The organism is Carboxylicivirga marina (assembly GCF_016612505.1).
In the GTDB taxonomy this organism is placed as follows: Bacteria; Bacteroidota; Bacteroidia; order Bacteroidales; family Marinilabiliaceae; genus Carboxylicivirga; species Carboxylicivirga marina.
Map to the genome: position 1 here is coordinate 17,468 of NZ_JAENRR010000004.1, position 19,569 is coordinate 37,036.

8 protein-coding genes are annotated in these 19,569 nt (G+C 39.1%); all 8 read right to left on the reverse strand.

What is annotated here, in order from left to right; genetic code table 11:
* Window positions 1-1,023: 1,023 nt before the first annotated feature.
* The 8 genes from JIV24_RS02455 to JIV24_RS02490 all read right to left on the reverse strand — a co-directional run bounded on the left by JIV24_RS02455 (window position 1,024) and on the right by JIV24_RS02490 (window position 19,550).
* Window positions 1,024-5,103, reverse strand: a complete 4,080-nt coding sequence (locus JIV24_RS02455; RefSeq protein ID WP_200463418.1) for a hybrid sensor histidine kinase/response regulator transcription factor — start codon at window positions 5,101-5,103, stop codon at window positions 1,024-1,026.
* Window positions 5,104-5,257: 154 nt separating this feature from the next.
* A complete protein-coding gene (locus JIV24_RS02460) occupies window positions 5,258-8,125 on the reverse strand; it encodes a glycosyl hydrolase 115 family protein (protein WP_200463419.1) in 2,868 nt (955 codons plus the stop codon).
* A gap of 23 nt (window positions 8,126-8,148) precedes the next feature.
* Window positions 8,149-10,686 carry a beta-mannosidase gene (locus JIV24_RS02465; protein WP_200463420.1) on the reverse strand — a complete coding sequence of 846 codons (2,538 nt, stop codon included), beginning with the start codon at window positions 10,684-10,686 and terminating at the stop codon, window positions 8,149-8,151.
* A 51-nt stretch (window positions 10,687-10,737) separates the two neighbouring features.
* Window positions 10,738-12,174 carry a sulfatase family protein gene (locus tag JIV24_RS02470; protein WP_200463421.1) on the reverse strand — a complete coding sequence of 479 codons (1,437 nt, stop codon included), beginning with the start codon at window positions 12,172-12,174 and terminating at the stop codon, window positions 10,738-10,740.
* Window positions 12,175-12,201: 27 nt separating this feature from the next.
* The gene (locus JIV24_RS02475; RefSeq protein WP_200463422.1) at window positions 12,202-13,224 is read right to left on the reverse strand and encodes a PEGA domain-containing protein; all 1,023 of its coding nucleotides are present in this window, start codon (window positions 13,222-13,224) and stop codon (window positions 12,202-12,204) included.
* A gap of 285 nt (window positions 13,225-13,509) precedes the next feature.
* Window positions 13,510-15,492 (reverse strand): glycoside hydrolase family 97 protein, encoded by a 1,983-nt coding sequence (locus JIV24_RS02480; protein WP_200463423.1) that lies wholly within the window; start codon window positions 15,490-15,492, stop codon window positions 13,510-13,512.
* 13 nt (window positions 15,493-15,505) lie between these two features.
* The gene (locus JIV24_RS02485; protein ID WP_200463424.1) at window positions 15,506-17,524 is read right to left on the reverse strand and encodes a glucosidase family protein; all 2,019 of its coding nucleotides are present in this window, start codon (window positions 17,522-17,524) and stop codon (window positions 15,506-15,508) included.
* A gap of 73 nt (window positions 17,525-17,597) precedes the next feature.
* A complete protein-coding gene (locus JIV24_RS02490; RefSeq protein WP_200463425.1) occupies window positions 17,598-19,550 on the reverse strand; it encodes a glycoside hydrolase family 97 protein in 1,953 nt (650 codons plus the stop codon).
* Window positions 19,551-19,569: the final 19 nt, after the last annotated feature.

Sequence of the window (19,569 nt, forward strand, 5' to 3'; positions counted from 1 at the left end):
AATGTATAATACAATACTCACGAGTAATACAAGTAGCAGATACAGAACTCGCATCTTCTTTTTTAATTTGTTTTGCATTGCTTCACTCTTCATACTAATTCGATTTGTTTTTAACACCATTTGCAACGGTAAATTATTTCATAAATTTCCTTTACAAATGTGTTAATTGAGATGCTCAATAGCTTAGAAATACTTCTCAACATAGAAGCGACAATTCTCATTTTAACATTTTTTAAATTCTCACAAAGAGTGCCAAACTTATCATACCAGAACCCCTTACTACTCTTTTTCTGTCACTTACAACATCCCGCCAACTCTGTTTGCATTTTTCTAAATGGCGTTTTAACCTTACTAAACGTTAATTTTTGCGAATAAAATTTTATCGTTTTATTCAAACTGATAGCTTCGTTCTGGCGCTCTTTTTCGCTATCTTGCCAATCAAGTGCCCCGTCCTGCCACCTTATATACCCGTCCTGCCGGGCAGGAGCCTATGGAAGAGCGCCTGCTTCAGTCACTCTTTTACCACGGCGGTATTTTTTTTATTCAAAGGCTTGTATTTTCACCTACGATTATTGTATTACCTAAGCTAAACAGGCCGGATGTATCAAGAATTGTATATTAATAACCCGAGTACGATATTAAATTGATTGCTCAGACCGCGATTCCTGAATGCCATTTCTGACTTGTAAAAATACCTATAAGAGCCACCTTACATCCCTTATAAGAGACAGTCATTATCAAGCATAAGGGATGTACACTGTCAAGCATAGGGGACCGATGTCGGTAAGCATAAGAGACATGTACAATCCTACTTTGTGCTGGAATATTTTATTCTTAGTAAGCTAATTTCGATGCTTTATGGCTCCATCAATGCTGTTGGGACAATATTGAGATTACCTACTTGATTTCATATGGAACTAAATACATTAAGACCTTAAAAAATAACGTCCAAGTATTATGACATTTCGTTAAACCTGAGCCTGCATTATTTTCATTCGACGTAAACTAACTCATTCATCTTCATTATTCATATTCTGTATTTATATCACTTCCACTCCTATGCGCCTTTCTATAATCTGAGGGTGACATATTGTATTCTTTAACAAATCCACGTCGAAAACCACTAACATCCTGATAGGCCACTTCTTCTACTATTTCTGCAACTGCCAGATCTGAATCTATCAACAGCTGTGCAGCTCTTTTTAAACGTATAGATCGAATAAATGCACCTGGAGTTTTGTTAATGACTTTTTTACATCTGCGATATATGGTTGCATTACTCATTGCCATTAGTTCAGCAAGTTTCTCAGGATTGAACTCTACATCGTGAATATTGGTTTCAATTATTTGCACAGCTTTCTTAAGAAAGCGGGCATCTTCGGTTTCTATTTCTTTCTTATTAGGCGCAAGTATTACCTTATCAGCATATTTATTTGATAAGGCAAGACGGGACTCTATCAGCATATTGATTTTTTCTTGCAGTAGGGTTACATCAAATGGTTTAGTTATATAAGCATCTGCTCCCTGGCGTGTTCCAAACACTTCATCTTTTTTAGTTCCTTTTGCTGTTAATAAAATAACTGGTATATGGGAAACCAATGCATTGGTTTTAATTTTTTTACACAACTCAAAACCATCCATTCGCGGCATCATCACATCGGAGATAACAAGATCAGGTTTGTGCTCAATCACTTTGTCAAATGCTTCCAGCCCATCATTAGCTGTAATCACATTATAAATCGATTCCAATAACTGTTGCATATATGACCGTATTTCACTGTTATCCTCAACTATTAAAATGGTTGAACCTTCTATCGCTTTCTTTGGCTTCTGCAGGATGTTCGACACTTTCTTAGGGTTGCCTTCGAATAGTTGTATTTTGGTAGGGGATTGTGTCATTTCATCATCATGTAAATGTTGTTTCCCTTTTAAAAGTGATAGGGTAAATGTAGTTTGTTCTCCAGGCTTACTATCCACCTGTATTTCACCCTTATGCAATTCAATATAGTTTTTAACCAATGATAAGCCTATACCCGAACTTGCACTAAAGGACAAATCACTTCCTTTATAAAAACGATCATAAAGAAATTCCAGGTCTTTTTCATTAATTCCTTTACCATTATTTGACACACTTATTAATACTTTATTCTCCAAATCGGTATTTACAGCAATTTTTACTTTTCCGGGTTCTCCTGAAAACTTAAATGCATTAGATAATAAGTTATTCAGTATGACTGCCATTTTTTCGTTGTCGAAATAGATTAAAGCGTCACTTGCCTCTGAATAATCCATCTTGAAATGAGTACTTTTGTTCTTGGCATAGTTCTCAAAAGGCTGACAAATTTGCTTTGTAAACTCAACGACATTATTTTCAGAGGCTTGCAACTTTATTTTTTTGGCCTCTATTTTTCTAAACTCAAGTAACTGACCAACCAATGATAACAAACTCGTTGTATTTTGGTGGACAACTTCAACTTTGCTTTTAATATAATCAAGGCTATATTTTGAGAAATCATTACTTAACAACTCACTAACAGGAGCTAATATTAAGGTCAACGGAGTCCTTAATTCGTGAGATACATTTGTAAAGAAACTTAGCTTCTCTTCGTTTAATTGTTTTTGCTGTTCACGTAACATCTTTTCCATTTCAACATCACGATTTAGCTTCTCTTGTTTACGACCCACGCGTACAATTACAACAACAACTGAAACTATAAGAAGCACATAAACCACAATAGCCAGGCCTGATTTCCAGGGAGCTATTGAGACACTTATGTCTATAACACATTCATTATCACTCCATATACCATTACTATTTGTTCCATATAGATGAAGCGTATAACTTCCTGGTTTTAAATTAGAAAATGACACAAATCTTTGTTTACCCAACATTACCCGAGTATCATCTCTACCTTCCAACCAATATGCATATTGATTAAGCTCTGTGGCCTTATAATCGAGAGCAGCAAACTCAAATGAAAACTCATTCTGTTGATGATTTAGCTTAATTGATCGCTGTTCATTAATATTCGCCTTTAGAACATCACCATTAACAGGGACATCTTTATTTAAGATCTTAAACTCAGCGATTACAATGGGAGGTAAATAGTTATTTTCCTTAATCTTTGATGCATTAAAGTAAGTTAATCCATTATAGGCCCCAAAATACAAATGGCCATCCTGCCCAACACAACCTGCGGATACAGAAAAATTTAATCCTCTTATACCATCTGAATCATTATAATTACTAAATCGTTTTGTCTTTTTATTAAACTTCGACAATCCAGCATTTGTACTGATCCAGATATCTCCATTATAACTGCTTAAAATACAATTAATGTAATCATCGGGTAAACCATCTTCTTTAGTAAACTGAATTAACTGATAATTACCTTCAGAAAGCTCAATTAATTGATTTAAACTATTGGGTGTACCAAACCAAATATCACCATCTCTATCAGTGTGAATACATAAGATTGCTTGATCTCCTGGCTGTTCCTGACTCGATACCAATGAGTTGACATTAATAAATGTTTCTTCGCCCTTCGCTTTTAGAAATAATCCCGCCTTTGTTCCAATCCAAAATCGTAATTTATCATCCAAATGTAGGGTTAAACCCAATGTTGAACCTAATTGACCTTTCTTATCATAGTCATTAAAGCTCTCTTTATGAACAAACACCCCATTCTTTTTCTCAAAGAGCTGTAAACCGGCCTGATCTGTGGCCACCCAAAACTGATTATCTAACATCAGCATATCAATGGGTTTTCTTAAATACAAACTTGGTGACCTTAAATAACGATCAGCATGCACTAATTCATCTCTACCTTTCTCATTTTTATTAACTACAAATAAGGATGTTTCAAATCCTATTAAGATTAGACCATCATCAGATTCGTATATACTTCTGACGTATTCTGATTCAAATGAATATTCATTTGTTGAATCAGAATGCACGACCTTGACAAACTTCCCATTATTATCTCGCTTATAGAGTCCATTGCCCTTCGTCCCAATCCATAAAATTCCATCCCTATCTTCTAGCACAGACGTAATATGCTGTCCGCCTATAGGGGTTGATTGCTCAAATGTATCAAATTGCTTTTTCTTTGATAAGCGAACAATTCCTCCGCCATCAGTACCTACCCATATATTATTGGCTTCATCCTGATAAATATCTAATATCACATCATAATCCCTATTGGTAGCATCAATGGTATTGGGTTTAATATTTATTCGCTTAAATTCCGAATTATCAACATTATACAGATAGAGCCCTTTCCCTCGGGTTCCTACCCATATATTACCTTCATTATCTTGTAATAAAGCACTACCTCCATCATGATTAATTGAGAAGCCTGGAATAGCAAAACTTTTACTCTTTCCATTTATATAGTTATATCGAATTAGGTTCAAGCGCCATCCGACTATCCACAAATATGGTTCTTGTTTATCCACCATAATATCCAGAGGTTCCTGATAATCCTCGATGAACTTTATTGTTTCAGCTTGCTTTTCGTCACCTAATTTTGTTAAACCACTTTGGTCACCCCAAAACAATAGAGTATCATTGATTATTTTAACCGAATGGCTAATCTCTGCAGCATAAATTTCGTGCATTTTACAGCTGTCACCTAAATACTTATACAAGCGGTTACCAAAACTTCCAATATAGATTTGACCTTTCGCATCCTCATCAAAAGAAATTACCCTTGATTTTTCAAACCTTTCTGATCCTGCAGGTACAATGAAACGTTCTTTTTCTGAATCATAATAACTCACACCTCCTGTCTGAGTTCCAACCCATATTTGACCTTTTGAATCCTGATATAAACACTCGACAGATGCATCCTGAACACTTAATCCTTCTTCACTTTCAGGCTTATAATGCTTAAATTGATAGCCATCATATCTGTTTAGTCCCCCTCTGGTACCAAACCACATATAACCATATTTATCCTGCACAATAGAGGTCACCTCATTTTGGGATAAACCATCTTCAACTGACAAATAGGAAATTAGATATTCTTGCCCATTCGCTAAATTTCCTGATAAGAATAAACATGTAATGGAAAAGATATGAATAAGCCTCTTAAAATTCATTGTACGCCCAAATTGAATTATTGTCCAAAGATATTAATTCCTATTTATGAAACTGGAAAAAGTTGTATGTCAAATGAGTTATACCCTTTTTCATACACAAAAAGAGCCTTACCATTACAGTAAGACTCCTTCCTATTTATAACACCTATTTATTTCAATTAACCACAATATCACGAATTACTAATCCCGGATCGAGAAAGTAAATTCTTAATTTAACTGGTTCACTATCTTTTGCTGAATAACTAATTTTTCGTGAAGTAAAACCTCTAATGACATTATCCTGCCATTCAGGTGTAAACTCATCGGCCTGAACGTCAAAAACGACTGGTTCCTCTCCATTAATGGAAACCGCATAAGATAAGGTTCTACCATCATGGATGCGTTGCGTTGGCAGCGTTCGTATTTCAATCTCCGACTGACCTCCGCTCAGTTCAATGTCATATTCAACCCAGGCTGCCTCGCCCACATGACTGACATTTAATGAAGGTGAAGTAAAAGGCATTATACAAACCCCTTTCCCCAGTCCTAAACCAGATACAACATTAATGGTTGATAATTGACCATGTTTACTTTTTACATAGTCCTCAGCCATCATTTGTTTTTTATAATTCTGACGAGAAGGAGGATACCAGCCTAGATGAATTTCTCCAATATTTAATAAAGAATCGGGTAATGAGAGTTGCATGGTATTGGAACCTTTATTTAAATGTGCATGTCCTAGTTTGTACCATACCGGTGCTGCAGCCTGCGTATGCCAGATATTTCCTATGTGTTTTAATTCAGATTTAATCTCACCACCATTAATCGTCAATTTATAAGAAGGTACATAGCTTGTGGGGATAGTGGCAAAGATCCAAACAGGCACTTCGCCCTCTTTATCGGCTTGCCAAGTGTATTCGCCTGCTTGGTGTTGCTCTGACATTGATTCCTGTTTCAACACACCGTCTTTAAATGTTAATTGTGGACTACAAATCACATCTTCCAGCACCACTGTATGGCTCTTTGGGGCTTTCTTTCCCAGTTGCACCAATTCTTTGGATGCAACATCAGGCATTTCATCACTCATCCAGGGATGCCAGCACATGATATGGTTCCACTTACCATCATTGTTTATGGCATTGTAGTAATGGGTGATAGAATCTAATTGCGTATGACAATGATGTGCCAATTGCGCATCATCCAAGGCCGACATATCACCAATGGCTGCCTTTTGCAAGCTACGTCGAGCCATCAGGTTACGTTCATTTATCCACCGACACCCTAAAACCGGATATTCCACTAATTGGTAGTAGGCTGGCAACAAAGTTTCAGGTACACGAGATTTCATCTCAGCAACCTGACCTGATAAGCTTCTGTACGCTTCTATCCTCCCATCCAACTCTAAGGGTGAATAATCAAGTCGATAACAGTGTTCCGGCTTGCCAGATTCCGCTAAACGATAGTAATTTTCTAGTATCGCAGTTATGTCGTCAGCCAGCTCTTTTCCAAAAGTATCTTCCGCCCATTCGGCCAAAAACAAATGTGCATTTGATGGCATCCATCGATTAATATCGTAAGCCATCTGCAGCGCAAATGTCAACTCTTTTTCGTGTGGTTTGATATCACCAATGTTAAACATCCAGATTCGATCAGCTCCATATTCATAGGCTTTTGTCATTTCATAGGCCACCAGACTTGGTGAGATGGTGTTGAGCCATAAATAATCCTCCGGTGTTCCTAATAAGGACAAGTGATAATAAACGCCAGAACCTCCACTTCGTTTTTGTTCTTCAGGCGTGCACAACTGGCGGGTATAGCCATGGTTGTCATCGGCCCATAATAAAGTCACATCATCCGGCACATCCAATCCATTCTGATAGGTCACCAATACCTCTTTATAAGTACATAATACCTGGGGTATTTCTTCGGCTTTTTGTCCGATGGTATTCTTCAGAATTTCTCGTTGATCGCTAATGGATTGATCGGTAATCCTCACCATATCATCCACACTTTCGGCACCTTGCATTTCAATGTCTTCAGTGCCTCGCATGCCAAGCGTATAAAAATTCTCATAACCCTTAGTCAAGTCCACTCGATCCTGCCAAAAAGATTGTATTCTTTCGCGATTCACAAAGTAGTTCCATGGTCCCGTCTGGTCTTCGTCCCATTCCGTCATGGTGTTGCAGTGCATCTGCTCTAAATGCGATGTCCCGACTACAATGGCATAATTATCGGCTACAACAGGATTTTCCTTATAACAGTAGAATGGCTTGGTACAGGCATGCATGGCCGGCCAAATTAAGTTGGCTTTGAGTCGCAACATCAACTCGAAAACGCGCGCATAGGTTTTTGGCCCAATGTCCCCAATCTCCGTTTCATAGGTTTTACATGCCCAAACGTTTAAACCTCCAAAACCCTCATCGTTGATGAAAATACCACGATACTTAACCGAAGGTGAGGACTGAAGGTAAGTTTTGGGTTTGATATAGATTTCCTCTTGCTTTTCTGGAATAATATCAGCCCACCAATACCAGGGCGAAACACCAATACTCTCTGATAAAGTAAAAGACCCATAAGCAGTTCCTCGTCGGTCGCTACCTGTAATTACTAATGCCTGCTTGATGCCTGGTGCAGGTTTTTTTACTGTTGTTATAATAAAGGATTCCCATTGTCCTTTTATGGCACTGACATCTATTTTTCCTGAGGCGACAAGGCTATCGATAAACTGATTGTGCCCCAGTGTTCCTATAATGACGGGATACTTTGATTGAATATTGTTAACTAAACTAGTTTCTGGTCTGTAAGAGGAAACCAGTTCAATGTCATCAGCCAGATGGCCAGCCACTAACTCAACCACCTTATGATCTGCATCATCGTAATAGATGCTTGCACACACACCTTTACTTATCAATGGAAAATGTTGCTTCCCTTCAGTGTTGTCAACCGCCACTTTCACTGTTTGTGCTGAGCCTATTGTAATACTCAAAAAACTAAATAGAAACAGTACAAGTGACCTTGGTATTTGTGATTGTTTTCGATTCATATTTCTATTTTATTGAATCATGTTTAATAACTATCCACCAGAGATTTGATATTTATAGTGGTTGGAGTATTAGTATTTCTTAGCGCCTGGCTTCTAAACTGTATTTGCTTTGTTTCTCCCGGAATCAGATCAAAATAATTATCTGTAAAAAAGCCCTCAAGTTCAGGAAATGACAGGCATATATCTTTTGCCAGATAAGCTGTTGTGAGTGTTATCTGCAAGGCATCTTCTCCAAGCTTTTCAATCTGGTAAGATAGTTTTGCTTTTTTGAGATTAAGATCTTTAGGAGATTCCAGATATAGTGTGTTATTGGCAATTATTTGATCGTCGACAATAACTTTAGTCATACACACAAGCTCATTTCTTTGGTGTCCTTTTAGCATATCGTTTGTTTTAAAGCTAGCTACCTTCTGACTCGTATTAGCAGGAACCGTTACATCCTGGTTACTTTCCCATACGACGTTGCCTTGAAAATCAAAAATGGTAGTCAGCAGTTGACCTTGTTGTTCTTGTTGCTCATCGGAAACAAGGTAGATATTGATATTTTCCTGTTCTTCCAATGGTGAAACCAACACAGGCGCATAAGCATCACGTACCTTGTAGTGTAAAGCTTTCCAGCGATTGTAATAATCAACAGATGACCAGGATGCTACCGGCCAGCAATCATTTAATTGCCAGTAAAGTGTGCCCATGCAAAATGGCATTGCACGACGATGCGCTTCAATGCCCATTTTAATTCCTTTGGCCTGCAGTACCTGACTGATATATATACATGATTCAAAATCTTTGGGCCATTGATAATCGCGCTTCAGGTAGGTGTCAATTACCGGGTAACCAATACGGTGTTTTTGGTGATTCTTCATTACATCGGAATCAATACTTCTGTCTTCGGGCAAGGTAAATGCTTCGATGGTTTTCATCTCAGGTAATGACTGAAAGCCATACTCACTCATAAATCGAGGGATGTTTTCTTTTTCGAGAAACACCTCAAAGGGATCCTGAGCATGCCACACGGCCCAAAGGTGCGAATCCCCATCACTATTTACCGGATAACCCCATCCATACTTCGGCGATGAGGGCCAGTAATCTTTTCCCTTGTCGTATTCTTCAATAACTTCGGGTAATAATTCTTCAAATAAAGCTAAGTAATCGTTCCATACTTTGGCCGAATCTTCTTTTGGGAATTTGCCTGGCCAGCGCCAGTCTCTCCAGCCGATATAATTTTCATTGTTTCCACACCATAGGGCTAATGACGCATGGTTACGCAAGCGTTTCACATTGTCAATTGCTTCTTGTTTTACATTCTCAAGGTATTCAGTTTCACCCGGATACATGCTACAGGCAAACATAAAATCCTGCCAAACCAATATGCCGTGTTGATCGCATAAGTCATAGAAGTAATCTTCTTCATAAAATCCACCACCCCACACGCGTATCATATTCATGTTGGCATCAATTGCATGCTGAATGACACGACGATAATCGGCAGAATCGACCTTGCTCTGAAAGCTTTCTTGCGGTATGTAGTTGGCTCCTTTAGCAAAAACGGGAACACCATTTAACTCAAAATGAAAGGAAGAGCCTAACTCATCGGGATTTTGCACCAGTTTAATATCACGAATACCAACTTTTGTTTCTTTGCTATCCAACAGATCACTTTTGCTCACCAGGCTAGTTTTGACTTCGTATAAGTTGGCTTCACCAAGCCCGTGTGACCACCATAATTCAGGATTTTCGATCTTGAATTCACACGCCAGTTTGTTGAGGCCCGTTGTGAGGGAAACATCCAGTTGCTCTTTTATGCCTGCCTCCTCTACCTCAACAATTAAAATAGCTTCAAGCGGCTCAGAAGCTTCAACTGATATGCTGGCATTCAGCTCAGCAAGATTCTTATTTACACTTTTCTGAATGATGTGAGCATCAGTAATCATTGCATCAGACCATGCTTTGAGATACACCGGTCGCCAAACACCTGCTGTGATAAAAACAGGCCCCCAGTCCCAGCCAAAGTGAAAGGCCGGTTTGCGCGAATAGGCATAATCGTCAAATAGAGGAACGCTGTCTGCCCGGCGCTTATCTTTATTGACCTGAACTGAACTTTGAAAAATAATTTGCAGCGTATTCTCGCCCGGCACCAAATATTCTTTTGCATTTACCTGCCACTGACGAAAATAGTTATCAGCCGATAGGATATGCTTCTCATTTAAATAGACTTCGGCGTATGTATCCAGGCCTTCAAAGCATAACTCAACAGCATCATGCTTCAACAATTCTTGAGTGACATTAAAGCTCGTTTTATACACCCAATCGCGTTCGCCAATCCATTGCAATTCATTCTCGTTATTACGATAGTAAGGCTCTTCAATAAGTTGGTTCTGTAATAAGTCCATGTGCACCGACCCCGGCACATTGGCCGGAAGAAAATTAAGGCTATCTTTTTCGGCAAAAAACCAATCACTGTCACTTAAGATGATTTTTTGTGGAACCCGCTTCTCAAGGGTATTACTACAAGAATTAAAAATCATCAGGCAGGAAATGACAAGAAATATAAATTGTTTCATTTTGTAAGATTTTCAGTTAACGAACTTGCTTTGTGGCTACTATTTTGTTTGTTATTTAAATTGGTCATATTCGGGATTGATACACTGCTCGCCCCATCGGTTAAACATGAATCGTAAACCATCGGCTCCCTCGGGATGCTGGCCTTTATCATTTGTTTCTTGCTCCCACTTATCTAATAAAGAACGTATTTGTACCAATTGAGCTTCAAATGCCGGTTCATCAGCCAGGTTATGAATCATATGAGGATCGGTGTCAACTTGATAAAGCTCCTCTTTTGGTCGCTTATCAGACCAGAACATCGCCGGAATATCACCTAACATATTTCCATTTGCTAACGCACGCATGCGTTGTGTAATTTTCCATTCATCGCGATAGTTGGCTTGCATATAAGGACGTTCAGGAAAATAGTTTTTAATGTATCGGAACTCATCTGTACGAACCGAACGAATACGATCGATAGTGAAATCACAGCGATCGCGCGTAGAGATGACAAACTCACGCGGCGTATAATCTTCTGACAAGAAATCGGCACCCTCGGTATATGATGGAATTTCAATATCAGCTAATCCAAGACTGGTTGTTCCGATATCTAATCCACTAATCAAATCATTGTTAATACTGCCTTTTTTAATGACACCATCTTCGCCAAAGTAGGCCATTACGAATGGCACATTGGTACCTGCATCATACAGAAACTGCTTGTGGCGCCATAGGCGCATACCATGGTCGGAGAAGAAAAAGATGTAGGTATTTTCGAGCAGGCCATCAGATTTCAGTCGTTCAATTATTTGCCCTACTTCATAATCTGTGAGCTCCACGCATTCTAAATGGTCGGCCAGTTCCTGACGTATAAAAGCTGAATCAGGGTAGTACGGTGGCACTTCTATCGAATTCGGATCAATAGGACGAATCACCTTCTCCTTAAATTTTCGATTGTAAATGTGTTTGTTGCCATACAATTGAATCTGACCAAAAAATGGTTGTCCTTCATCACGGGCATTCCAGTCAATTTTCAATCCCTGCATACCATACATGCCTATAGAGCGAAATTCGCCTTCGTATAAATTCCTACGATCATACCAGAAGTTATAATCATCTTTACCATGATTAAAGGTGAAGTAACCCGCTTCTTTAAATAACTCTGGAATAGTTTGAATGGAATCAGGCAAAAAAATGGCTGAAGCCAAATCGCGACTGCTATGGTGATTGTGTAAACCTAAAGTGGTTGGCATCAATCCGGTAATGATTCCTGAACGAACAGAAGAACAAACACTGGCTGGCATATGTATATTGGTAAATAAGATGCCATTTTCGACTAGTCTATCCACATTGGGCGTATTCACCAAGTTGTTGCCATAACAAGTAAAATCTGGACTTAAATCTTCAACATAGATCCAAAGAATATTGGGCTTGTCGGGCTTGTCACAAGAGCAGGAGATGCATGTGACACAAATAAATAGTGCGAGTAATAAATGAAGTTTGCTCATAATGGTATGGATAATTATTGAATTAGCTTATTGATTTAAAGCACTTTCTCGAACTGTGTATTTTAAAAAGGCTTCGGGTCCAATGCCGCAATAGGTATTTCCTGAACCTAGGTCTTTGACACGCCCACTCATAAAGTCGGCATACCAATCCATCCACGGATACGTATACTTATACTTTTCGGCTGCATGTAATACTAATCCATCGCCACCTTTCTCAGGTAATCGCTCACCACAATTCTGAAAATAATTCTCACCAACTGTATGTAACCACTCATGAACCCATACGCCGGGATCATTCTCTTTATACCAATTAATGTTTTTATTGATGTCGTCACCTGCATCAAATTTGATGGTGATATAACCCGTTTTAATCGGGTCATTTAAAGGATCGGTCCACGCTAATCCAAAATACGAGCTTTTAAAACTGCAATCGCCATCTGACTCACGCCAAAAAACAAATACAGCATCGTAGTTACCCGGTTTTACCTCAGGTAGCAGTTCGGTAATGGACTCTGGCTCAAGGGTAAACCAGGTATTGCTGGCTTTGTGCAATTCTATGGGTGTAGTTATATCTTTGCGCTCCACTTCCCATTTAGTGGTGTTATAGGAAAACGGATGAAACTGCTTGTCGATGCTCCATTGGAAAAACTCAAAACCGGCATCTAACTCCTCCTGACTAAAGGAAGAACTGCACTGACCATCGACACTATTGCCGATTACTTCTTGCACGCCAATCCAAAGCGCCTTCCATACTTTAGGTTCAGGTACATCCTTCATTGTTAGTTGCACCTCTGTATCTTCATTAATGGTGACTTCCTGACGCATGTATCGTTTTGATGTTTCAGCAGTCACAGAAATCACGTGTTCCCCCTTGCTCACTTTTAACTCGGTAGGTGTAGTATATCCGGTGTACTGACCATCTAAATAGACGTGCCCCTGCTCTTCGGCTGATATCTTTACCAAAGGCGTTTTAGTTTGTTTATCTGCACCTGAATCACAAGCCATTACACCTAAAGCAATGGCGAGTATAGCTACAATTATTTTGTTCATTTGAATGAGTTTGATAAGGTTGTATTATTGAAAAATATGAGATATAGATACCTGCTTCGGGCTATAAGTAACGGCCTAAACCGCCACCCAGCCCAAAATAGATGTATGTATATGTTTGTTTACTTATACCAATATTACATTGAAGTGAGCCTTGTTTTTTTGTTCTTTTTTACCGATGCTTCGTTGAAAAATATCGACGTAGCTAAGGCTATGCCTCAATTTTTCGCCTTGCCTAAGGAAAAAATATTCGAAAAAATTAAAGCTCATTCCAAAATAAAATTGGTATTACTGAATAGGACGGAGAATGGCAGCAAAACCACCTCCTTTAGCTAATTTTATTGTTAACTGATCGCTTTGAGTGACTTTGATGGTCTTGACCTGGTAGTCCTGCGCATATTTATTGGCATTCACACCATCCTTAAAAAGTACCATTTCAAAAATCCCTTCAGGCAAGAATGATAAATCCAATTCCATGCTGCGTTCATCCCAGTTGGTCATACCACCAATGTACCAGTTTTCGCCTTTCTGACGTGCCATAACCACAAACTCGCCAACCCTGGCTTCTAAAGCAATTGACTTATCCCAGGTACTTGGCATTTTAGAGATGAAACGTGTAGACTCTTCTTCTTTATAGTAGTTAGAAGGATTATCACACATCATTTGCAAACCACTTTCAAACACCACATACATGGCCAATTGATGGCAGCGTGTGCCCATACTCATTGGGCGACTGAAAGATATATTGAAGTTTTCTTCCTGCATATTCACCATCGCTCCAGGTGTGTAATCCATTGGCCCCACCGCCATGCGGATAAATGGTAAGGTTGTATTATGAATGGGAGTAATCTCATCGCTCCATTTGTGGTTTTCGTTACCCTTAACACCTTCATAGCTGATGACGTTCGGGTATGCTTTGCGAAGTCCATTCGGTTTATAAGAGCCATGATAATCGACCAGTAATTGACGTGCGGCACATTCTTTGGCAATTTGCTCGTATGAATTAACCATGTATTGGTCGGCACGCTGCATAAAATCAACTTTTATCCCCTTGGCTCCCCAAGAAGCATAAGTATCCAATATCTCCTTCATGTTTTCATCCAATGGTTTCCACAAACACCACAGGATGATACCTACACCTTTTTCTTCACCATAGCGAATAATTTCCTTAACATCCATGTCCGGATTAAAGTCCAGAATCTCGGTAGTCGATTTTGTCCACCCCTCATCCAATATCACATATTCAATACCGTATTCCGAAGCAAAATCAATGAAATACTTATAGGTTGCTGTGTTCAATCCTGATTCGAAATCAACACCATAGATGTTATTATCATTCCACCAGTCCCAGGCTACTTTCCCAGGCTTGATCCAATCTGTATCCGTTAATTTTAAAGGATCTGATAATTGCATAACCATGTCTTGTTCCAACATTGTTTTATCATCATTGGTGATGACAAACAGTCGCCATGGAAATGTTCTTTTGCCTTTGGTTTTCGCTATGTAATCATACTCTTTAGTGATAATAACATTGCGATCAACTCTCGCTCCCGGTTGAGGGATGGTTGCTTTAACTGCCATTGGAAACCTGGCTGCAAGGTGCTTATCGCCTGTCAATTCCAAAAACAGGTTTGGATAATCATACAAATTGGCTTCTGAAAATAATACCCGAAGCTGTTCGTCATCCTGATTAAACAAAACTGGCAGTGAGCAAAAATCGCCAACAGGTATTGAATCAATATCCAACTTTAAATAATTACGCTCATAATGCGAATAAGTAGATACTTCCTTTGGAAAAAAGGAACTGGAACCATCAGGAAAAGTGATGTCCATTAATTCGTTGTTGATTTCAATTTCCCCTCTCATTGATGTGTAAAAACGATAGGCAACACCCTCGTTATATACTCTGAAATGAAGACCAAAACCACCTTTAAAGGCCAGCTGCAATTCTTTGTAATTATTGGAAACCTGACGGTTCTTTAGAGGAACAATCACCTCAAAAGTTTCGTTTTTTTCAATTTCCTTATTTGATTTAAGCTTTGGAGATTGAGCCAATTGATTTCCATTAACAGTCATACCAATGGTAACCTTTGGCAAAACAAGTTGGTCATATTTTTTAACCGACCAGCTTATCTGCTTGTCAATTTGAACAGTCAGTATTGTATTGCCATCCAATGAACTTACTTTTACCTCTTCTGCAACAGCCAAATGTACTAGGCTGGCACAAAATAAAAGGGATAAAAGATGCTTAGTGATTCTTTTCATAGTCATATCATTACTGATTTTATAATTTAACAGAGAAGGAGCCGCCATTTGCAACAGTCTTTCTGTATAGGGTTTTTCCGTTGGTATCTTTAATCAATACCTGAACTTTCTTATTCTTTTTGCTGACTTCAATATCAAACTGTTTACCAAAGCCATGAACATTCTTGATATTCATGTAATCCCATTCTTCCGGTAACTGAGGAGTGATTGTAAACGAATGAAAACCAGTTGAGCGAATCCCAAATAATCCTTCAAGGAAGACCCTGCAATACAAAGCACTTTCAGCCGACAGATGGCGCTGATTGTTTTCAGGATAAGCTTCTACCGGATACGGAACGCGGTCACCGAGCAATCGTCGATTTGAATAATACTTTAGAAACTCAAGTCCCCGTTTTGTTTCACCGGCTGCAAATACACCTCGTAAACCATATAGGGTAGAACGATCCCAAAATGTTTTATCGCCCGCTTCTGTTGCAAGACCATCGGCAGTCCATAGATCAGGTGAAAACAATGCATCAATAGTGGCATCTTTTCGATCGTAGATGCCTACGGTTAACGGAATACATATCCAGGCTCTTAGAATATCATTCCCTTCGTAATATCTGTAAGTATCAAAGCCCATTACATTGGCACCAAAATATTTCTCGATATTTGATTTTAAAGCTGTTGCCTGCGCTTCATACTCATCGGCCAACTCATCACCCAGTCCTAACTCGCGACATAAGTAAGAACTTGAAACCAAAGCATCATAATAAAGAGAAGAAGTGCATAAGTTCGCATCACCAGCAGGGAAACGCCCTTCCAGCTCGTCAGAATCGGAAAGAACCACACCCTCATCATTAATTTTACGACGGCTGAATTCAAGACACCACTCAATCAAAGGCCATAGTTCACTAGCCACTTTTTTATCGCCATAAGTTAATGCGAATCGAGCCGCACCATAGGCAATCATAGCAGCATCTCCACGGTCGCCTGCACCATTCCAGTAACTTATGCCTTCAGCAATAATGGAAGATGGAATCGGTTCGTACGCATCATTCATAAAGCGGGCAAAATGGCGATAGGAATTAATGGCCGATTCATTCCCGTAATCATAGCCCTGGAATGGGAAGAAAGGGTTGATATATTCGGCCTGATCATTGGCCCAGATAGCCGCATAGTAATTCAATCCGCCAGGACCATGCATAGGGCCACCTTTTGTTTGATAAATACTTTCGTTGGCTCGAATTTTTGCGAAGGCAAAAGTCGTATTTAGTGTTTTGTCAGGCGTTTCCAATATCAGCTTATCCCATAAGTTGCTAACAAAAAATGCTCTTTTAGTTAGTTCATGCTCTACATCAATAACAGGCGTTTTATCTGTTTGGCGATGCGCCGCAATAGTGACATAAAAAACCACCGATTCACCAGCACCTAACTTTTTTGAGCCGCCATTAATTGTTTGATATTTTACAAGATGTGGCCCATCCACGGTTCTGTCTGTATGTGCCACCCATTGCTTATTTGTTTCAGGGATTTCTACAAATACATCTTCATCACCCGGATTGTGAAGGACATACTTTTCGCAGAAAGCAGCTTGATCGTATGAGACAAAATGAGTGCTTTCTAATTCTAGTTTTAATACGGGTTTAGTTCTGAAGTAGCTAAACTGGAGTTCACGCTTTACCTTAAGGGTTCCATCATGCTGCACATGGTGTACAATTTCCTTTGTAGGTCGGCGCCCTTCAATGTGCAAGCCTTTAATGACATCATCATTTATGGTTCGAAGTAATCCACCTCGAGTTTGATTTGGAATGATTCGTAACATTGGCCAAACAATCTCACGGCCAATGCTGAAGCTATTATCAGCTTCAACGCCATACTTAACCACTGCAGAAATATATTTACCACTCATTTCGATATCATCATGATGAGGTAAAGAAGAATCTTTTACTGTCCAACCGATACTACCATCTTCGTTAATTTCCCAGATATTAGAATCTGTTTGCGCAATGGTTTGTAAAGTAATAAGCAACAATATTAATAGGAAGATATTTTTCATTTGATTTCAATTTACTCTTTATTCGAATTGATTTACTCTTAAAAGGGATAAAATACAAGATAAGCAATCCTCTTTAATTCACTGAATCACGCAGAATAGCAGTCCAGCCGCCTCCCGGAGCCATTTTCACTTCAATCTTGTCCTCAGTTGAAATAGTTCTGATGTTTTTCTTGTAATCATTTCCGTTACGATCAGCATTTATGCCATCCACAAACTCTTCCAAAGTATAGGTTCCGTTGGCTACTTTTGAGAAGTCGACAGTAACCTCGCGCTTATTCCAATCAGTCATGGCTGCCAGATACCAATCGTTTCCTCGTTTACGAGCAATAACAATGTATTCTCCAACTTTAGCATCCAACACTACTGTTTCATCCCACTCGACAGGAACTTCAGAAAGAAAAGCCAGACATTCGGTTTCTTTCATGTAAGCCGTTGGTGCATCGGCCAACATCTGCAAGGGGCTTTCAAATACGACATACATGGCTAACTGGTGCGCTCTTGTGCCAAGTCCCATAGGACGATTAAAGATTGCTTTAAAATTTTTCTTTTGTGCTGTATTCATCGCACCTGGCGTATAATCAGCTGGTCCAGCCAGCATCCGAATAAACGGGAAGGTCACATCGTATTCAGGATCGGCATAATCGGCCCATTTACAGTTTTCAAGTCCTGCTACACCTTCGTAAGTCATTATATTGGGGTAGGTACGACGAATGCCTGTAGGTTTAAATGCACCATGAAAATCTACCATCAGCTTTTTTCGAGCGCAAACTTGAGCTACTTGCTCATAAAAACTCACCATGTATTGGTCGTCACGGTTCATAAAATCCATTTTAATGCCCACAACACCCCACTCAACAAATTGATCGGTAAGCGCCTCAATATCGGCTCCAAAAGTACTCCACTCCACCCAAAGGATGAGCCCAACTCCTTTTTCTATAGCGTATGCTGTCAGCTCATCCATACGCATGTCTTCATTCAGATCCCAGATATCATAAGTATTTGACCAGCCTTCATCCAACACCACATACTCAATATCATTATCGGCGGCAAAATCGATATAGTATTTATATGTATCATAGTTCAGGCCAGCGCGGAAATCGACGTTATAAATATTGTTGGCATTGTACCAGTCCCAGGCAATCTTACCCGATTTAATCCATGATGTATCGTTGATTTTCGAAGGTTCACCAAGGCGGTAAACGATTTCAGTATTAAGCAAATCGCCATCATTTTCAACAATGGTTACAACGCGCCATGGAAATTGACGTGTTCCCTTTGTTCGAGCTAAATAATCAGCTCGTTTAATGTCCTTTTTATTAACCAATTGGTCACCTTTAAGGATGTATGGTGCATATTTTCCAGATAAGGTATTATTACTGTTTCCGACTAAAAACATACCTGGGTAATCTCTTAAGTTGGCTTCTGTAATGGCTACCTTGGGGCCATGGTCCACATCAACAAGTGCTGGTGTGATGCACATTCTGTCATTTGAAATGCTGTCTAAAGGCAGATATTTATAAGTGTGCTGAAAGGCCGTAATGTATCCTTTTGTTTCAGGAAAATAGACCATTTGATTGGTGGCAAAAGAAAAGTTAGCCTCCTCATTATAGACTGTTATTTCACCGGCTTTCGATGTTATCCAGCGATAAGCCATGCCATCATTAAAAACACGAAAAGCTAGCTTATATCCACCTTTAAAGCTTAAGGTTAGTTCATTGTAGTGGTTAAGTACTTCAGCACGTTTTTCTCTGACTACTGGTTTAAGAATTTCATTAACTGATTTGGTTTTGCTTCCTGTCAATTTAGGATTATGCCCTAGTACATTGCCAAATCCTAAATCCATTGAAATTGATGATGGTGCAATCAGTTTTTGTCCTTTAAAATCAACTGAATAAGTGATGTTATCAGCTATGTTAATCGAAATATGAATATTTTTATCTGGTGAGCTAACATAACTCTCTCTGGCCTGTATATTTATTGCAAACAAGGTTATAAAACCAAGTAAAACTATATGCTTTAATTTCATTGTATTTGATTATAGGTTG

Excerpts from the sequence above, each read along its gene's own strand:
- JIV24_RS02490 (WP_200463425.1), bottom strand. The coding sequence starts at position 19,550 with ATGAAATTAAAGCATATAGTTTTACTTGGTTTTATAACCTTGTTTGCA.
- JIV24_RS02465 (WP_200463420.1), bottom strand. The coding sequence starts at position 10,686 with ATGAAACAATTTATATTTCTTGTCATTTCCTGCCTGATGATTTTTAAT.
- JIV24_RS02480 (WP_200463423.1), bottom strand. The coding sequence starts at position 15,492 with ATGACTATGAAAAGAATCACTAAGCATCTTTTATCCCTTTTATTTTGT.
- JIV24_RS02470 (WP_200463421.1), bottom strand. The coding sequence starts at position 12,174 with ATGAGCAAACTTCATTTATTACTCGCACTATTTATTTGTGTCACATGC.
- JIV24_RS02475 (WP_200463422.1), bottom strand. The coding sequence starts at position 13,224 with ATGAACAAAATAATTGTAGCTATACTCGCCATTGCTTTAGGTGTAATG.
- JIV24_RS02460 (WP_200463419.1), bottom strand. The coding sequence starts at position 8,125 with ATGAATCGAAAACAATCACAAATACCAAGGTCACTTGTACTGTTTCTA.
- JIV24_RS02455 (WP_200463418.1), bottom strand. The coding sequence starts at position 5,103 with ATGAATTTTAAGAGGCTTATTCATATCTTTTCCATTACATGTTTATTC.
- JIV24_RS02485 (WP_200463424.1), bottom strand. The coding sequence starts at position 17,524 with ATGAAAAATATCTTCCTATTAATATTGTTGCTTATTACTTTACAAACC.